General features: G+C 37.8%; 21 protein-coding genes. 19 read left to right on the top strand and 2 right to left on the bottom strand.

Going from position 1 to position 15799, the window contains the following annotated elements:
* Nucleotides 1-27 precede the first annotated feature (27 nt).
* The gene (locus tag PLANO_RS08435; RefSeq protein ID WP_038704026.1) at nucleotides 28-237 is read right to left on the bottom strand and encodes a cold-shock protein; all 210 of its coding nucleotides are present in this window, start codon (nucleotides 235-237) and stop codon (nucleotides 28-30) included.
* 165 nt (nucleotides 238-402) lie between these two features.
* Here PLANO_RS08435 and PLANO_RS08430 point away from each other — a divergent pair, with 165 nt between their 5' ends.
* The 5 genes from PLANO_RS08430 to PLANO_RS08410 all read left to right on the top strand — a co-directional run bounded on the left by PLANO_RS08430 (nucleotide 403) and on the right by PLANO_RS08410 (nucleotide 5104).
* Complete coding sequence (locus PLANO_RS08430; RefSeq protein ID WP_038705417.1) at nucleotides 403-1038, top strand: HD domain-containing protein; 636 nt, start codon at nucleotides 403-405, stop codon at nucleotides 1036-1038.
* The gene (locus PLANO_RS08425; RefSeq protein WP_038704025.1) at nucleotides 1035-2918 is read left to right on the top strand and encodes an ABC-F family ATP-binding cassette domain-containing protein; all 1884 of its coding nucleotides are present in this window, start codon (nucleotides 1035-1037) and stop codon (nucleotides 2916-2918) included. The genes PLANO_RS08430 and PLANO_RS08425 overlap by 4 nt, the downstream gene beginning before the upstream one ends.
* Nucleotides 2919-2943: 25 nt before the next feature.
* Nucleotides 2944-4074, top strand: coding sequence for a conserved virulence factor C family protein (locus PLANO_RS08420; RefSeq protein WP_038704024.1), 1131 nt, complete (start codon nucleotides 2944-2946; stop codon nucleotides 4072-4074).
* A gap of 140 nt (nucleotides 4075-4214) precedes the next feature.
* The gene (locus PLANO_RS08415; protein ID WP_038704023.1) at nucleotides 4215-4505 is read left to right on the top strand and encodes a hypothetical protein; all 291 of its coding nucleotides are present in this window, start codon (nucleotides 4215-4217) and stop codon (nucleotides 4503-4505) included.
* Between the two features lie 392 nt (nucleotides 4506-4897).
* Nucleotides 4898-5104 (top strand): hypothetical protein, encoded by a 207-nt coding sequence (locus PLANO_RS08410; RefSeq protein WP_038704022.1) that lies wholly within the window; start codon nucleotides 4898-4900, stop codon nucleotides 5102-5104.
* A gap of 274 nt (nucleotides 5105-5378) precedes the next feature.
* Here PLANO_RS08410 and PLANO_RS08405 read toward each other — a convergent pair whose 3' ends face one another.
* On the bottom strand, nucleotides 5379-6056 hold the full coding sequence (locus PLANO_RS08405) for a GNAT family N-acetyltransferase (protein WP_231554714.1): 678 nt from the start codon (nucleotides 6054-6056) through the stop codon (nucleotides 5379-5381).
* A gap of 264 nt (nucleotides 6057-6320) precedes the next feature.
* Between PLANO_RS08405 and PLANO_RS08400 the strand changes: the two genes are divergently transcribed.
* The 14 genes from PLANO_RS08400 (at nucleotide 6321) to msrB (ending at nucleotide 15750) form a co-directional block, all read left to right on the top strand.
* Complete coding sequence (locus tag PLANO_RS08400) at nucleotides 6321-6758, top strand: BrxA/BrxB family bacilliredoxin (RefSeq protein ID WP_038704020.1); 438 nt, start codon at nucleotides 6321-6323, stop codon at nucleotides 6756-6758.
* Nucleotides 6755-7543 (top strand): class I SAM-dependent methyltransferase, encoded by a 789-nt coding sequence (locus tag PLANO_RS08395; protein WP_038704019.1) that lies wholly within the window; start codon nucleotides 6755-6757, stop codon nucleotides 7541-7543. Before PLANO_RS08400 ends, PLANO_RS08395 begins: the two co-directional genes overlap by 4 nt.
* 203 nt (nucleotides 7544-7746) lie before the next feature.
* On the top strand, nucleotides 7747-7983 hold the full coding sequence (locus tag PLANO_RS08390) for a glutaredoxin family protein (RefSeq protein ID WP_038704018.1): 237 nt from the start codon (nucleotides 7747-7749) through the stop codon (nucleotides 7981-7983).
* Nucleotides 7984-8042: 59 nt separating this feature from the next.
* Nucleotides 8043-8339: a rhodanese-like domain-containing protein gene (locus tag PLANO_RS08385; protein ID WP_038704017.1), complete on the top strand. Its 297-nt coding sequence runs from the start codon at nucleotides 8043-8045 to the stop codon at nucleotides 8337-8339.
* Nucleotides 8339-8710, top strand: a complete 372-nt coding sequence (locus PLANO_RS08380) for a rhodanese-like domain-containing protein (protein ID WP_052124303.1) — start codon at nucleotides 8339-8341, stop codon at nucleotides 8708-8710. Before PLANO_RS08385 ends, PLANO_RS08380 begins: the two co-directional genes overlap by 1 nt.
* A 627-nt stretch (nucleotides 8711-9337) precedes the next feature.
* Entirely contained in the window at nucleotides 9338-9931 is a 594-nt protein-coding gene (locus PLANO_RS08375; protein ID WP_038704016.1) for a YpjP family protein, read from the top strand.
* Between the two features lie 316 nt (nucleotides 9932-10247).
* Nucleotides 10248-11192: a thymidylate synthase gene (locus PLANO_RS08370; RefSeq protein ID WP_038704015.1), complete on the top strand. Its 945-nt coding sequence runs from the start codon at nucleotides 10248-10250 to the stop codon at nucleotides 11190-11192.
* A 62-nt stretch (nucleotides 11193-11254) separates the two neighbouring features.
* Nucleotides 11255-11752, top strand: a complete 498-nt coding sequence (locus PLANO_RS08365; RefSeq protein ID WP_038704014.1) for a dihydrofolate reductase — start codon at nucleotides 11255-11257, stop codon at nucleotides 11750-11752.
* Entirely contained in the window at nucleotides 11745-12482 is a 738-nt protein-coding gene (locus PLANO_RS08360; protein WP_038704013.1) for a lysophospholipid acyltransferase family protein, read from the top strand. The genes PLANO_RS08365 and PLANO_RS08360 overlap by 8 nt, the downstream gene beginning before the upstream one ends.
* A 49-nt stretch (nucleotides 12483-12531) precedes the next feature.
* Nucleotides 12532-13371, top strand: a complete 840-nt coding sequence (locus PLANO_RS08355) for a DegV family protein (RefSeq protein WP_038704012.1) — start codon at nucleotides 12532-12534, stop codon at nucleotides 13369-13371.
* A 24-nt stretch (nucleotides 13372-13395) separates the two neighbouring features.
* Nucleotides 13396-14193 carry a GDSL-type esterase/lipase family protein gene (locus PLANO_RS08350; protein ID WP_038704011.1) on the top strand — a complete coding sequence of 266 codons (798 nt, stop codon included), beginning with the start codon at nucleotides 13396-13398 and terminating at the stop codon, nucleotides 14191-14193.
* 9 nt (nucleotides 14194-14202) lie between these two features.
* Nucleotides 14203-14781: a YpmS family protein gene (locus tag PLANO_RS08345; protein WP_081976647.1), complete on the top strand. Its 579-nt coding sequence runs from the start codon at nucleotides 14203-14205 to the stop codon at nucleotides 14779-14781.
* 16 nt (nucleotides 14782-14797) lie between these two features.
* Complete coding sequence (msrA, locus tag PLANO_RS08340) at nucleotides 14798-15325, top strand: peptide-methionine (S)-S-oxide reductase MsrA (RefSeq protein ID WP_038704009.1); 528 nt, start codon at nucleotides 14798-14800, stop codon at nucleotides 15323-15325.
* Nucleotides 15325-15750: a peptide-methionine (R)-S-oxide reductase MsrB gene (gene msrB, locus PLANO_RS08335; protein WP_081976646.1), complete on the top strand. Its 426-nt coding sequence runs from the start codon at nucleotides 15325-15327 to the stop codon at nucleotides 15748-15750. Before msrA ends, msrB begins: the two co-directional genes overlap by 1 nt.
* The last annotated feature ends 49 nt before the right edge of the window (nucleotides 15751-15799 follow it).

The raw sequence follows: 15799 nt of genomic DNA, 5'->3' as shown, positions 1-15799 counted from the left end.
TTTCCGTCCCTGCTTTTATTTGATTTATTATTCTGGATCGACTTCGATTACATTGGCAGCTTGTGGACCACGATTGCCATCAATAATATCGAATGATACAATTTTGCCTTCAGTTAATGTACGAAACCCGTCACCTTGGATGCCTGTAAAATGGACAAATACATCGTCGCCATCATTATACTCAATAAATCCGTAACCTTTTTCTGAGTTAAACCATTTTACTGTACCTTGGTTCATACAAGTTCCCCCTAATATTGAGTATGTCATGGACCTATAAATGCCATGTTATGGATGGCTATACTATACATGAAGCTTATAGAAACGTCAATAATCGCTGGGAATACAGGCATTTTACCATCAATTCAGGTTATAATAGAAGAAACAAGTGATTGGAGCGGAAGAATGGATCAGGAAAAAATCAATCAATGTGAAAATGAAGTAAGCAAAATTTATGAGCAGTTTGATGCAAGCCACGATTGGCAGCATATTGAACGCGTCATGAAAAATGCCAAAATAATTTTGGCGCAAGAAAACGCGGATGCCTTTATCGTAGAGTTAGCGGTATTGCTTCACGACGTTTCAGACCCGAAATACAAAAAGCCAGACGAGGATTTAGAGAGTGATATATTAAATCGATTAAATCTGACAGACGAGCAGCAACAAAAAATACAAGAGGTCATAGCGTCTGTATCCTTTAAAGGTGGCAATGGGAAGTCTGCAACAAGTATTGAAGCCAAAATTGTTCAAGACGCAGATCGCTTAGATGCAATTGGTGCTATTGGCATTGCCCGCGCTTTTGCATATGGTGGAGCCAAAGGTCGCAAGTTATATGATTGGAACGAAAAAGCACGCACAGAAATGACCGAGCAGGAATATCGGGAAGCACAAACGAGTAGCGTTACGCATTTTTACGAAAAGCTTTTATTACTCAAAGATCAAATGACAACGGAAACTGGTAAGCAGATGGCTGAAGAACGCCATGAATTTATGCTATCCTTTTTAAAGCAACTTCAAACAGAAACGGATGGGAATAAATGAGCCACTTAAATATTACGAAATTAACAAAAACAGTTGGAGCCAAAACGTTATTCAAGGATGTTGAGTTTTCACTGTATCCGGGAGAACGTGCTGGATTAATCGGTGTAAACGGAACAGGAAAATCGACGTTAATGTCGATTTTAGCAGGGTCAATGGATGCAGACAGTGTTGTAATGGATCATCCGAAAAAATATCAAATTACGTATTTGATGCAAGAGCCTGAATTTGACGAGTCATTAACCGTGCTTGAAACGGTATTCTCCGGAAAATCACCGATTCTTGCGTTAAACCGCGCATATGAAAATGCATTGAAAAATATGATGGTCGATTCGAGTTCGACACAATTGCAAGATGAATTGATGGATATTCAAGAAAAAATGGAACAAGAAAACGCATGGGATATTAACGCACTTGCCAAAACAGCTCTATCCAAACTAGGAATTGATATGTACGATCAAGTGGTTGGCGAATTGTCAGGCGGTCAGCGTAAACGTGTTGCTCTTGCAAAAGCATTGATCGAACCAGCTGATTTAATCCTTTTGGATGAGCCAACGAACCATCTTGATGCTGTTTCAACAGAATGGTTACAAGAAACACTATTACGTATGGGATCGGCCATGCTTTTCGTAACGCATGATCGTTACTTCTTAGATGCAGTGTCTACTCATATTTTCGAAATTGCTGATCAAACCATGTATACACATAAAGGAAACTACGGCGATTACCTTGAAAACAAAGCGATTCGCGATGAAATGAATGCGTCGTCTCAGCAGAAACTTGAAAACCGTTTCCGCTCAGAGTTAAAATGGATTCGTCGTGGTGCCAAAGCACGTTCGACAAAACAAAAAGCACGGATTCAACGTTTTGATGAAATTAAAGAAAACGTTCAAAAAGAAAATGACAATACATCACTTGAGTTGTCAATGCAAAGCCAACGTCTTGGTAAGAAAATTATCGAAGGTAAGAATATGGGCGTAGCATACGGCGACAAACAAATCTTCAGCGGATTCGACTTCCTATTACAAGGCGGAGATCGGATTGGAATTGTCGGACCTAATGGTGCGGGGAAATCTACGTTAATGAAGATGTTGGCGGGCGAACTTGAACCGACGACTGGAAAAATGGAATACGGCAGCACAGTGAAAATTGCTCACTTTACGCAACATTTGCCAGAAATGGACGAGTCTCAACGAATGATCGAATACATTCAAGAAACGTCAAGTGATTTTGAAGCCGAAAAAGGCGTCCGTCTTTCGGCCACTCAAATGCTGGAGCGCTTTTTGTTCCCGTCAAACGGTCACGGCACACAAATCGGTAAATTATCTGGTGGCGAGCGTAAACGTCTGTACTTGCTAAAATTATTAATGGAACAGCCAAATATTTTGTTTTTAGATGAGCCAACAAATGATTTAGATATTCAAACACTTTCCGTTTTGGAAGATTTCTTAGAAAACTTCCCTGGCGTTGTCATTACGATTTCGCATGATCGCTTTTTCCTTGATCGCATTGCACAGAAATTATGGACCACAGGGACTGGTAAAATCGAAGAATATCAAGGTTTATACTCAGAGTTTATTAAAGAAAAAAACAACCCTGTTGCATTAGCAGAACAACAATTGGTTGAAACAGAAGTAGTGCAACCTCAACCTGTTAAGGCAAAAAAGAAAATGTCGTATAAAGAACAAGTAGAGTATGACAATATTTTAGAAAAAATCGCGGAAGCAGAAGCAAAAATTGAAGCGCGAGAAGAAGAAATGGCTTTAGCTGGTTCTGATTACGATAAATTACAAAAGCTAACAGAAGAAGTAAATACGTTGACAGAAGAATACGATGCGTTAATCGAGCGATGGACTCATCTTCAAGAAATCGCAGAAGCGTGATTGACTAATTGCAGGAGGGATTTTCGTGAAAATTTTAACGATAGAACCGACACCAAGCCCGAATACGATGAAAGTAATTATTGACCAAGAGTTGCCGTTTGGTAAAAGCCATAATTATAATAAAGCCAATATAGAAAATGCTCCGAAAGAAGTTCAAGAGTTACTAACAATAGACGGCGTCAAGGGCGTCTATCACGTGGCAGACTTTTTGGCAGTCGAGCGCATTTCAAAGTTTGATTGGGAAGCGATTTTAGCGCAAGTAAGAGCAGTATTTGGCGAAGATCGTGAGCATACAGGAGACGAAATCGAAATAGATGAACATTTTGGCGAAGTTTATGTTCATGTGCAAGAATTCAAAGGCATTCCCCTTCAAGTAAAAGTGTTCGATAGTGCTTCTGAAGAACGTATTGGAATGTCTGAGCGCTTTGTTCTGGCAATGAAAAAAGTGATGGATCCGACAGAAGAAAATTACTTGTTTCAGCGTAAATGGGCGGATTACGGCGTACGTTATGGCGATAAAGCCGAAATCGGTAACAGCATGGTTGAAGAAATCGAAGCAGCTTATCCACAAGAGCGCTTAGATGCACTGTCAACAAAAAAAGATTTAGAACAACACGAAGCTGCACCTCGTGGACGTAAAATTTCTCCCGAAGAATTTAATGCTCCTGACTGGCAAACACGTTTCCAATTGTTAGATCAAATGATTGAAGCAGATCTTGAAGATTTGCCTTTATTATCTCTTGCCTTAGATGACGAAAAAATGTCAATTCGCAGACAAGCTGCGATTTTCTTAGGTGATATCGATGATAAAGCTGTAGTTCCTTATGTAGAACGTGCCATGAAAGACAAAAGTTGGGCTGTAAGAAGAACTGCAGGAGATACGATTAGTGATCTAGGATTTGAAGAGTTTGAGCCGATCATGATCGAAACCTTACAAGATAAAAATAAATTGGTTCGATGGAGAGCGGCGATGTTTCTTTACGAAACGGGAACAGAAACCGCTTTACCAGCACTTAAGCTAGCAGAAAATGAACAGGAATTTGAAGTGAAATTACAAATTAAAATGGCCATTGCACGCATCACAGAAGGTGAAGATGCGAAAGGTTCAGTATGGAAACAAATGACCGAAGCTCGACAAGCGATGAAAGGTAAATGAAAAATTCCGGTGACTCCAAAAGTCACCGGAATTTTTTATTTAAAAGCAAAACAGTAAAATGTTTTCAAATAGACCTAAAGAGGTAAAGAGCATTTAAGTTGGTTAGGTCAAACATTCATCTTTTTTAGGAGGAATCACGAATGAATAATAACGTTTATTCGATAGAAATTTTATCTAGTGGAAAATACGAATCGTGGGAATTTGAAAGTCGTGAAAAACGTGATTCTTTCTATCATAAATTAATTCATGAATTTAATAATCAAAAAATCAATAAACAAGAAAGTGAAGTAGATGATACAAAGGTTGTCCAGTTGTCTTCAAATAACTTAGAACTTCAAAAAGAGGGTGAATATGTTCAAAGTATGACCGTGGAATGGTTTGACTACGATGTTTTTAGCAGAATGTTAGATTTTATAAATAGTAAATTTTAATAAATAAAGTCTTTAGACCTAATTTTTGAAAACGCGTCAATATATTATTCTAATGCTAATAATATAAAGTGAAGACAGTGGAGTAGAAATTGTAAATAACACTGCTAGAAATGCGTAAATGCTTATGTGTCATGATTTTTGATAGAACAAATCTACGATCAAAATAAAAAACTACCCGGGCCGGGTAGTTTTTTATTTTGGTAGAAATAGGATTGTTTGAGGTGTTTGGTATTATAAATATCGTATATTGTAGGCACATAAAATCATTTAATGATACAAAAGACAATAATGTATCTATTTTTACTAAAAATAATTAAAAATATTAGGTCCATGTATACGTTTTTTGTTAATAAGTTTATGATATCTTTTAAGTATACATAGGAGGGTTTCAGGTGAATCTTACGGTCAATGGAGTAGTATTAGGTCAAAAAAGCAGTTCGTTAATTATTAAAGAGCTTATTCGAGAAGCAGTGGCTGAGCATGCAAATGACGTAGAAGAATATTTAAAAGATTATACGGTAGAAGAAATGGGAAGTACCATTACTCTTCGCCCACCATCAGCTGAAGGTATTCAAATTTCACTATTCAAGTCATCCTAAATGGATGGCTTTTTAATTTGTATTGTGACCAATAATTAAGTTAGATGAAAATCGAAGAAAGTTAGATACTGCTAAATAACCGAATCAACAGTCTAGGGATGAATAATACTATGTTCCATATAGCGGAGAATAGCATATGAGCCACAACTTCAAAACTTAGATCTTTAACGCAATCTGTAAAGCAGCTGTCTTTTTTCTTTTTCTTTTTCATGACAGTCTCCGATCATTCAAGTTTCTCGTTAAGAATCAATACTAATTTAATCCCGAAGTTCTTTTATGCTTTCCCATCCATAAAAGCATGGCCAGATTGCAAGGTATAGATTGTGGAAAATCCGTAGCGGCCATATACTTTTTCAACTTGCTCATTAATAGGGTGAACCCACAAATAATCTAACTGCATCGTCTGAGCTTGTTTTTGTATACATTGCAAAACAAATCCAATCAATCCTTGCCCTCTGTATTCTTCGACAGTCGCAACACTTTCTACCCGCCCTTGATTTCCATGAACAAATAAACACGCAGTCGAACTCGGTTTGCCATTAACTTTTAACAAAAAGTGAGTATACCGATTGTCATTAAACTCTATTTCAAAAGCTTTTTCGCGAACAGCTTTTCCACCAAATTCTTTAATCTGGCACTCAACCCACGATGCGTCCTGATAATTCGAGTTGTCTACTTTTTTAACAGTGACATGTTCAGGGATTAAGAGCGCTGTTATTTCTTTATTCCATAATTGAATTGGTTGAGGTAATTCTTCATACTGAAAGCCTTTTTCTTTTAACTGAGCGATAAACTTTGTTAGGGAATCGACATGGTCTAAATAAAACCGTGGCGTAATTGAATACGATCTGTAGTATGAAACTACTTCGTCGATTACTTTCTCAGGGTGTTCGGGTTGTGTACTTATATAAGCGTGATTTGCGTCATAATAATCGGGTTGCTGTCTGTTCAAAAAAAAAGTTCCCCAAGGTCGATCATGTTTCGTGGAAAAGGACTGTAAAAGTGCAAAGTTTAGTTCATTAATTTGTTTTAGTAAATTCATTTTCCCCATCCTTTTTTTAGTTACCTAAATCTAATCATACAGAATAGAATCATTAAATTCATAAAAAATTCACATAAAAATCACATACTATGAAATTATGGAGAATCTAGGTTACACTAAAGTAGATAAAACCTAGAGTTTTGAGAAAAGTATAAACGAAAAGGGGCGACAAGCATGAACGCATATGATGAATACATGAAAGGCATTGTTGTGCCGATGCGTCAAGAATTGGTAAGCGCAGGATTTAAAGAGTTAACGTCTGCAGAGGATGTCAATGAACATATGAGCAGCACTAAAGGAACAAGTCTCGTAGTGATTAACTCTATTTGTGGCTGTGCAGCAGGACTAGCACGTCCAGCAGTTATAGAAGCACTCCAAACAGTTGAAGCAAAACCGGAACATTTGGTGACTGTTTTTGCTGGTCAAGATAAAGAAGCGACAGCTCAAATGCGTCATTATTTTGAAGAAGTTGCTCCATCATCTCCATCGATTGCGGTGTTAAAAGATGGCGAACTGGCTCACTTTATTCCACGTGAACAAATTGAGGGCTATCCTATGGAGCAAATTCGCGATCATTTGGCACAAGCGCTTGAACAAGTGGCAACTCAGTGAAAACAGTCGTCACAACAGCGTACCGTCCCACATCATCCATAATGGAGTGGGCAGAGCGCATTTCAACAGAACTGTCGCTTCAGCAAGTTGCTCGTAATAAACGTTCTATCGAGAAAATGCATGCAGAGGAATCGGCTGATTTGTTGATTTGTCTAAAAGAACGGCTTGAGTTTTATCCAATGGGTAAAACAGAGCCGTTCTTTTTTCATCCGAATTCAGCAGCTTTCAGGACAAAAAGACCAATCGAACAAGACCCATTGATCGCTGTTTCAAGATTAGAACCAGGTGACATATTTTTAGACTGTACTTTAGGTCTTGCGTCAGATTCACTTGTGGCTTCTCAGCGTGTTGGAGAAAGTGGACGAGTTATTGGATGTGAAAGTCATCCGATTCTTGCATATGTCGTTCAACAAGGGCTAAACCACTATCATGGAATGCCGCACTTGTTAGCAGCGATGAAACGAATAGAAGTGGTGTCTACTGATGCTATTTCTTATCTGAAAAAACGCGAGTCAAAATCTATTGATGTAATTTATATGGATCCAATGTTTACAGAAGAAATTATAGAGTCATCTAATTTTTCAGCGTTGAGAGGTCCAGCAGATCGTAGTCAATTAACGGAGCAGTGGGTAAGGGAAGCCAAACGCGTCGCTAGGAAAACTGTGGTGTTAAAAGCGCATTTTCGCTCGCAAGACTTTGAACAGTTTGGTTTTGTTCGACGCGTGCGACCGAATACGAAATTTCATTACGGTGTGATATCAATGACGCAGGAAAACGATTACTAAAATACAGTCATAACATAGCATCTATTTTCGCCAATTTATTAAAATTAATTTTTGGAAATAGATGCTATGTTACTTTTTCTATTTAAGTAAGAATAGAAAATATAAAACGAACTTAGCGGCAAGCAAATTTCTTGAAAGAAATATACCCCCTATGGTATATTTTAAATAGTTTCAACAACATTATTTTTAAGGAGAGAGCGATTATGTCTAACCAAGTTACCGTATTTTCAACGGATACGTGCCCTTACTGCACAATGATGAAAAGTTTTTTAGAACAGAATGATGTTTCCTATACAGAAGTAAATGTTCAGCATGACCAAGCGGCAGCTAATCGCCTCGTGCAAGCTACTGGACAGATGGGAGTACCACAAACTAATATAAATGGTGAGTGGGTTCTCGGGTTTGATCCTTCTCGTGTCACAGAGCTATTAAAAGCATAAAAGTTTTATATAATGATTACGATATCAGTGAGGAACCAAATTATTAGGAGGAATTATAGATGAAATCGATTTCTACACAAGAACTAGAGACATTATTAAAACAAGGAAAGAAAGTAAATCTGATTGATGTGCGTGAGGCATCAGAAGTGTCTTCTGGAAAAATTCCCGGTGCAGTAAATGTCCCTTTAAGTTTATTGGAATTCAAGATGAATGAATTAGATAAAAAGGAAGAATACTATGTAAACTGCCAAGCTGGTGGACGTAGTAGCTCTGCATGTAAATTTTTAGACAATCAAGGTTACAATGTAACGAATGTTGAAGGCGGTATAATGGCTTGGGAAGGCGACGTCGAGTAATGTCAAAGCGACTGGTATTTATGCTGGCAATTGCTAGCGCAATATTGTTAGTGGCGTGTGGTCAAGAGGCGGAGTACGAAACCATCCAAATCGAAGAAGTGGCTGAAAAGCAAGATGCTGGCTATATCGTATTGGATGTACGCGAGCCGTCTGAGTTTGATCAGGGGCATATACCAGGAGCGCAAAACAAACCGCTCACATCAATACAAACAGGCGATTTTGACGGTCTTCAAAAAGATATAAAATATGTAGTGATTTGTCAGTCAGGCAACCGTTCCCAACAGGCGAGCGACTTAATGCTTAAAGAAGGATACGAGTTTGTAAATGTGGCTCAAGGGATGTCTTCATGGGAAGCAGCTATAGAAAAATAAACTAGTAATTAATAAGTTCTTTGTAATCGGAAAAGAACGGCCTATTCGCAAATGAATAGGCCGTTCTTTTTTATGTATTTAAAGTCGCAATATTCAGTGTAGAGAGTTAGAATTAGAATAAAGAATACTTATTGTAATTTGTTATATAAAATAACGATGTACACTAGGGAGGATAAATAATACGAACTTGAAATTATATGTTATAGCGTTTTTAACAATCATTATCTGGCTACCGAATGATTTTAAAAAAATAATAGAAGTGAGAAAGCAACAATCTAACTCTCTGATTTAAAATTTAAAAAGGCAGATTTTTAGCTAATCAGTTGAAATATGCTGTATACACTTTAATTGTGGACATAAAAAAACTCCCCAAAGGATAGGAAGTTTTTTTGTTAGTTATTAGTCTGTAAATGAAAGTGAAGTTAAGTATCCGAGCATAAACAGGAGACCTAATCCGATCAATAATGATGCATCCATGAAAATTCCTCCTTTTCAAAAAAAAAAAACAAGGCGTTGTTAATGACTTTATTGTACAATGAATCTCAAGAAGATGAAACCTTTAGCTGTGAAAATCGTATAAATAAGCAGATAAGTTACTAAAATGTTCATAAAGAAAAGGTGATGTTCATGAAAAATTGGTGGCAAAAGTCGCTAGTGATTGCAGTTGCCGTTTTGACATTGGGCGCAATCTCTCCGAATCATTTAATCTGGGAGTCGCTTTTGGACGAAAAAGGTCAACCGAAATCACATGCAGCGGAAAGTGACAACAAACAATATATCTATGATTGGGTCGATCCAAGTGAGTTCTACGATACGGGAGACTCCTTTATTCATTCTGTTTACCAGTCGGCGGAAGAGCAGGCTTACTTGAAATTCGGATCACGAATTGGTCCTGTTATTGAAGATGAATTCCGAACAATGATATTACCGAATATCCAACGAGCCATTGATGTTCATTTAGCAAATCTGGATACTGGTAAACTAAGAAAACTATCGATTTCTGAAAAACCATCTGGCGATCATGCAGAAAAAATCTTCCATGTATACAATACGGAAACCAACAAAGACGAAATCCGTTTTCACGTCAGAACAGAAAATAAACCGCAGATAGGCTATTCTTTTAATTTTCACTACCACCTAGCTGATGATGATTTCCAAAAGCATATTACGCTAGGAGATATATATTGGTCCAAAAACACACCGCCAAAATGGCTTTCTTAAACCGTTCACTTTGTGACGGTTTTTTGTTTTCTGCCAAATTTAAGTTAACAACATAATTGAATGTATCTTACTATTTCAGAAAAATTATTTCGTTAATACCTCACTAAAGAGCTACACTAATTGACGAGCTGTTTAATTCTTCTTAGAGTAATAAGCACTCGCTCGTTCTTTCGAGCTCAGAGGAAATTAAAGTTTATTTACAGAATGAGAATAGTTAGAATCAGCACAATACTAAATAAATAATTTAAAGACTCATAAATCTTTATAATCCGCACTAGTATTGTTATGATTAAACATAATAATGGAGGCGAATTACATGAGACAATATTTAGAGTTATGCGAACATATTTTACATAATGGTGCAACAAAAGAAGACCGAACAGGTACTGGGACCTTAAGTGTTTTTGGCCATCAAATGCGATTTGATTTAACACAGGGCTTTCCTTTAATGACAACTAAAAAAACAGCATTTCGCTTGATTGTATCGGAACTTCTTTGGTTTATTAAGGGCGATACAAACGTGCGAACTTTACTACAAGATAATAATCATATCTGGGACGAGTGGGCATTTGCACAGTGGATAGAAAGCGATGAGTACACGGGTCCGGATATGAGCGATTTTGGCCGTCGTGCTCAGAAAGACCTTGAGTTTGCAGAAGTATACAAGAACCAAATGCTGATTTTCCAAAAGCAAGTTCTTGAAAACCAAAATTTCGCAGAAAAATTTGGTGACTTGGGACCTGTTTACGGAAAACAATGGCGCTCGTGGGCGACAACCGAAGGCGGAACGATCGATCAATTAAAGAATGTCATCGAATCTATTAAACTTAACCCAGATTCAAGACGACACCTTGTGACGGCGTGGAACCCAGAATTTATCGATGACATGGCATTGCCGCCGTGCCACATCATATTTCAGTTTTATGTGGCAGATGGAAAACTTTCGTGTCAATTGTATCAACGAAGTGCGGATGTCTTTTTAGGCATGCCGTTTAATATTGCGTCTTATGCATTGTTAACACATCTCGTTGCACGAGAATGTGGATTAGAGGTAGGGGACTTTGTTTATACAACTGGTGATACGCATTTATATGTTAATCATTTAGATCAGATAAATGAGCAAATGACACGAGAACCTAAACCATTACCGACACTACACATTAATGAAGAAGTTGAATCCATTTTCGACTTAACGCTTGCAGATATTACAATCGAGGGCTATGATCCGTATCCGCGTATAAAAGCACCAGTTGCAGTGTAACTAGAATGGTTTATATTTAAAAAAGTTTAATACCCGCAAAAAGCGGGGTAGGAGGAAGATGTATGATTTCATTGATGGTAGCGCATGATCCTAATCGGGTCATCGGTAAAAATAACGAATTGCCTTGGCATATCCCTGCCGATTTGGCTTATTTTAAACAACATACAATTGGAAAAGGCATTGTGATGGGACGTAATACGTATGAATCTATAGGACGGCCACTGCCAAAACGTCGCAATATCGTTGTAACCCGCAACGATCTTTACGAGGCAGATGGGGTAGATGTGGTTCATAATTTAACTGATGCAATTCGGTTAGCAAAAGAAGCGCATGAAGAAGTTATGGTTATTGGCGGAGAACAAATTTTTGAATCCGTTTTACCTGATGCTGATCGCTTGTATATCACATTAATACACCAAGAGTTTGATGGAGATACTTATTTCCCTGAATATGGTCGTGAATGGAAGCTAGTTTCAGAGTCAGAACAGCACGTGTCAAATGAAATAGCATTTTCCTATTTAGTATACGAAAAGCGTAAAAAGAAAAATGCCCATGTTTAATTCAATACGTACATTTTCATTTCTATTTGGCTATTTGCCATTTAGTGCGGTGAGTTTAAAAAAGTTTATGAAACAAAAAGAACAGTTAACTTTAGAGGAATATGATCAATTAATTCATACAGAACCTCAAAAGTGGGCAGCTGGTATCATGAAGCGTACAAAAAGTGATGTATCAATCGAGGGTATAGAAAAACTACCTGCAGGTCCGGTGTTGTTTGTTAGCAATCACGAGGGAAATTTTGATATTCCGACTTTGCTTTCAACAATTCCAAAACCGTTTGGCTTTATTTCAAAAAAAGAAGTAAAGAAATTTCCTATCATTCCGATGTATATGGAAGAAATGAACTGTGTGTTTTTAGACCGGACCGATCGCCGCAGTGCATTAAAATCGATTACTGATACAGTAGAAAAATTACAAGAAGGTCATTCAATTTTAATATTCCCTGAAGGAACAAGAAGTAAAGGGGAAGGTTTGGGTGAATTCAAAGCAGGATTTTTACGTATTGCAAAAGATGCGAATGTTCCAATCATCCCTGTCGCGATTTATGGAACTGCAGATATAATGGAAAAAAACAACAACAAAGTAATGCCTGCGACAGTAAAAGTTCAGCTTTTGGATGCAATTCCAATTGAAACTATCAACGAGTTAAAGCCAAAAGAAGCAATTACAATGATTCATTCAAAAATTGCTGAAACAATTGTTGCGTTATCTAAACAAAAAATAGAGTGATTAGGCGTAATTTAATTACTAAAACTTAGATGAAGAAAAGAGTGATTTCATGTCAAAGATTCATATCGTTACGGATTCGACCGCTGATTTAAAGCCGGATATCATCGAAAAATATGATTTGCACGTGGTTCCATTAAGTGTACAAGTCGGTGGAAAAACGTATTTGGATCGAGTAGACCTTGAACCCGAGTCTTTTTTAGAGTTAATGAAAAATACAAAAGAAATGCCAAAAAGTTCACAACCAGCTCCAGGTGTTTTTAAAGAATTGTACGATAAATTAGGCGAAAATGGCGATCAAATTTTGTCTATTCACATGACTGGTGGAATGAGTGGAACTGTGGAATCTGCAAGAACCGCAGCTCAACTTTCAGATTCAGATGTTACGGTTATTGATTCTCGTTATATTTCACACGCATTAACTTTCCAAGTATTTGAGGCAGCTAAAATGGCTAAAGAAGGCAAGTCGATGGATGAAATTGTCACACGAGTAGAACAGATTCGCTTGAATACAAGATTATTTGTTGTAGTGGATACGCTAGATAATCTTGTGAAGGGCGGGCGAATCGGAAAAGGTCGCGCATTATTAGGATCATTGATGAAAATTAAACCAATTGCTTCTTTAGATAATGGAGAGTATACACCCGTTGCTAAAGTTAGAAGTCATAAGCAAGTGGTTGATTATTTAATGAAAGATTTTCTCGATCGGACGGCCGGTAAGCAAGTAAAAGGTGTGGGTATTGCCCATGCCAATGGACTTGCAATGGCAGGTCCATTGCGTGAAAAAATTAAAGAAACCGGTTTTACCGACATTCAATTTGACTTTACTACGCCAATCATATCCACTCACACAGGAATTGGTGCAATAGGATTCATGTATTATACCGATTAATAGTTTTGAAAAGGAGAGACGAATTTGAAACGCATCCTGTTAATTGTCATTTTGTCCATGGGTATAGTAGCGGGGTGCAGTCCAACGTTTATCTTTGGCAATAAAAGTGCAGAACCGAGAAGTGAACCATTAATTGGATCTTATACGGTTCCACCAAACTTTAAACCGCAGGCCGTAATTATCACAGCTTTAGGTGATTCATTATCCCAAGGCGTTGGAGATGAGGCTGAATTAGGCGGCTACACAGGTAGGTTAGCAGCTGAACTTCAGACTTGGCAAGGCATCGAAGGTGTCGCTGTTGAAAACACTGCTAAGAGAGGCCGCCGAAGCGATCAGTTACTTGCAATGTTTCAGCAAGGAAAACTGACAGGTCCTATTACAGAAGCAGATTACTTAACAATGACAATTGGTGGAAATGATATTATGCGAATTGTAAAACGCGATTTGTTTTCACTAAACATAGAAGCTTTTAACGATGAGTTGATTTTTTATGAAAGTCGCTTTGATACAATTTTAACCTCGATACGTGACATCAATCCGACAGTACCTATTATTATGATGGGGATTTATAATCCTTTTTCACTCGTCACAGATGAAGTAGAGGAATTTGATCAAATTATTGAGTCGTATAATCAAGTTATGGAAAAAAGAATAGAAGAAGATCCTCAAGCCTGTTTTGTGCCTGTGAGTGATTTGTTTGTAGGCAACAAAAATTTGGTTTACCATTCCGATTTTTTTCATCCCAATAGCAAAGGCTATGACTTGATGACTGAGCGCATAGTTAAAAGGATGGAAGAATGTGGATTGAGTTATGAAGAATAGGGTGATGATATGATGAGAAAATGGCGTTTAGCCTTTTTTGCCTTGCTGGCTATAAATGCATTAGCATTGGTAGGAATCGTGCTTTATGTGACGACCCCTCCAAAAGACTACACATCGTATCAAGCATCAGAAAATAGTTTTCTTACTGGAAATACAGTAGTTGTTAATACGACAAAAGCAGATTTTGAAGGAATTGCCAACACGTATATTCAAAAAGCCATGAAAGATCAGCCGATCCCTTTAGCTTTATCAGTAACAGACGATGTCAGTATTTCAACAGAATTGACTGTATTTTCGGTAACGTTGCCTATTTTGATGAAATTTGAACCCGTTGTTCAAGAAGATGGCAATTTATTGTTGGAACAAAAGTCAGTTGAAGTTGGCATGCTGGATATTCCACCTGAATCTGCGTTAAAATTACTTAGAGATTCAGTTGATCTTCCAGATTTTATGGAAGTGATGCCTGAAGACGAAGAAGTCATATTAAAGCTAACGGAAATACCTTTAGATGATGGAATCTCTGTTCGAGCGGCTTCGTTTAATTTAGAAGATGATGATATCCGGTTACTGGTGACAATCGAACCATAGAGAACGGAGTGAGACGATGAAGACAGAAAAAGCAACGTTTGCAGGTGGCTGTTTTTGGTGCATGGTCAAACCTTTTGATTCATTGGAGGGCATTGAAGAAGTCGTGAGTGGTTATACAGGTGGCGAGCTGAAAAATCCAAGCTACGAACAAGTTTGTTCGAATGCTACAGGACATGTAGAGGCAGTGCAAATTACATTTCAGCCAGATATATTTCCATATGAAAAACTACTTGAAGTTTTTTGGACACAAATCGATCCGACAGATGCGGGTGGTCAATTTTTTGACCGTGGTGAATCCTATCAAACAGCTATTTTTTATCATTCTGAAGAACAGCGACTCATTGCAGAAAAGTCTAAGCAACAATTAGACAATTCGGGTAGATTTGAAAAAGCCGTGACAACACCTATACTAGCAGCAAAACCTTTTTATTTGGCAGAAACCTATCATCAAGATTACTATAAGAAAAATCCTGCGCATTACAACCGTTACTCGGTTGGGTCTGGTCGTACGGCGTTTATTGAAAAGAATTGGGGTGGGCAATGATGAAAGACGAATTGAAAGCAAAACTAACGCCGATGCAATATCATGTAACACAAGAAAGTGGTACGGAGCCTCCATTCCAAGGAGAGTATGACCAACATTTCGAAGAAGGTATCTATGTAGATATCGTATCGGGTAAACCTTTGTTTAGCTCTAAAGACAAATTCGATGCTCACTGTGGTTGGCCAAGTTTTGCAAAGCCAATTGAAACGACAGAAGTAAAAGAAAACTTCGATACAAGTCATGGCATGAGAAGAACAGAAGTTCGATCAGCTACGGCAGACTCTCATTTGGGTCATTTGTTCCCAGATGGACCTTCTTCTTTAGGCGGGCTTCGATACTGCATTAATTCTGCGGCTCTTCGTTTTGTACCCAAAGAGCAATTAGATGCAGAAGGACTAACTGAGTACAAAAAATTATTCGAATAACAAGTTACCCGGACTAATTGTCCGGTTTTTTTTGCCCGAAATGCGAAAG

This window comes from Planococcus sp. PAMC 21323, assembly GCF_000785555.1.
Taxonomy (GTDB): Bacteria; Bacillota; Bacilli; order Bacillales_A; family Planococcaceae; genus Planococcus.
This window is presented reverse-complemented; position numbering and strand designations above follow the sequence as displayed.

What these genes read in the sequence shown, in the direction of transcription:
- PLANO_RS08435 (WP_038704026.1), bottom strand. Translation starts at nt 237, where the DNA reads ATGAACCAAGGTACAGTAAAATGGTTTAACTCAGAAAAAGGTTACGGA.
- PLANO_RS08430 (WP_038705417.1), top strand. Translation starts at nt 403, where the DNA reads ATGGATCAGGAAAAAATCAATCAATGTGAAAATGAAGTAAGCAAAATT.
- PLANO_RS08425 (WP_038704025.1), top strand. Translation starts at nt 1,035, where the DNA reads ATGAGCCACTTAAATATTACGAAATTAACAAAAACAGTTGGAGCCAAA.
- PLANO_RS08415 (WP_038704023.1), top strand. Translation starts at nt 4,215, where the DNA reads ATGAATAATAACGTTTATTCGATAGAAATTTTATCTAGTGGAAAATAC.
- PLANO_RS08400 (WP_038704020.1), top strand. Translation starts at nt 6,321, where the DNA reads ATGAACGCATATGATGAATACATGAAAGGCATTGTTGTGCCGATGCGT.
- PLANO_RS08390 (WP_038704018.1), top strand. Translation starts at nt 7,747, where the DNA reads ATGTCTAACCAAGTTACCGTATTTTCAACGGATACGTGCCCTTACTGC.
- PLANO_RS08385 (WP_038704017.1), top strand. Translation starts at nt 8,043, where the DNA reads ATGAAATCGATTTCTACACAAGAACTAGAGACATTATTAAAACAAGGA.
- PLANO_RS08380 (WP_052124303.1), top strand. Translation starts at nt 8,339, where the DNA reads ATGTCAAAGCGACTGGTATTTATGCTGGCAATTGCTAGCGCAATATTG.
- PLANO_RS08375 (WP_038704016.1), top strand. Translation starts at nt 9,338, where the DNA reads ATGAAAAATTGGTGGCAAAAGTCGCTAGTGATTGCAGTTGCCGTTTTG.
- PLANO_RS08370 (WP_038704015.1), top strand. Translation starts at nt 10,248, where the DNA reads ATGAGACAATATTTAGAGTTATGCGAACATATTTTACATAATGGTGCA.
- PLANO_RS08365 (WP_038704014.1), top strand. Translation starts at nt 11,255, where the DNA reads ATGATTTCATTGATGGTAGCGCATGATCCTAATCGGGTCATCGGTAAA.
- PLANO_RS08360 (WP_038704013.1), top strand. Translation starts at nt 11,745, where the DNA reads ATGTTTAATTCAATACGTACATTTTCATTTCTATTTGGCTATTTGCCA.
- PLANO_RS08355 (WP_038704012.1), top strand. Translation starts at nt 12,532, where the DNA reads ATGTCAAAGATTCATATCGTTACGGATTCGACCGCTGATTTAAAGCCG.
- PLANO_RS08345 (WP_081976647.1), top strand. Translation starts at nt 14,203, where the DNA reads ATGATGAGAAAATGGCGTTTAGCCTTTTTTGCCTTGCTGGCTATAAAT.
- msrA (WP_038704009.1), top strand. Translation starts at nt 14,798, where the DNA reads ATGAAGACAGAAAAAGCAACGTTTGCAGGTGGCTGTTTTTGGTGCATG.
- msrB (WP_081976646.1), top strand. Translation starts at nt 15,325, where the DNA reads ATGAAAGACGAATTGAAAGCAAAACTAACGCCGATGCAATATCATGTA.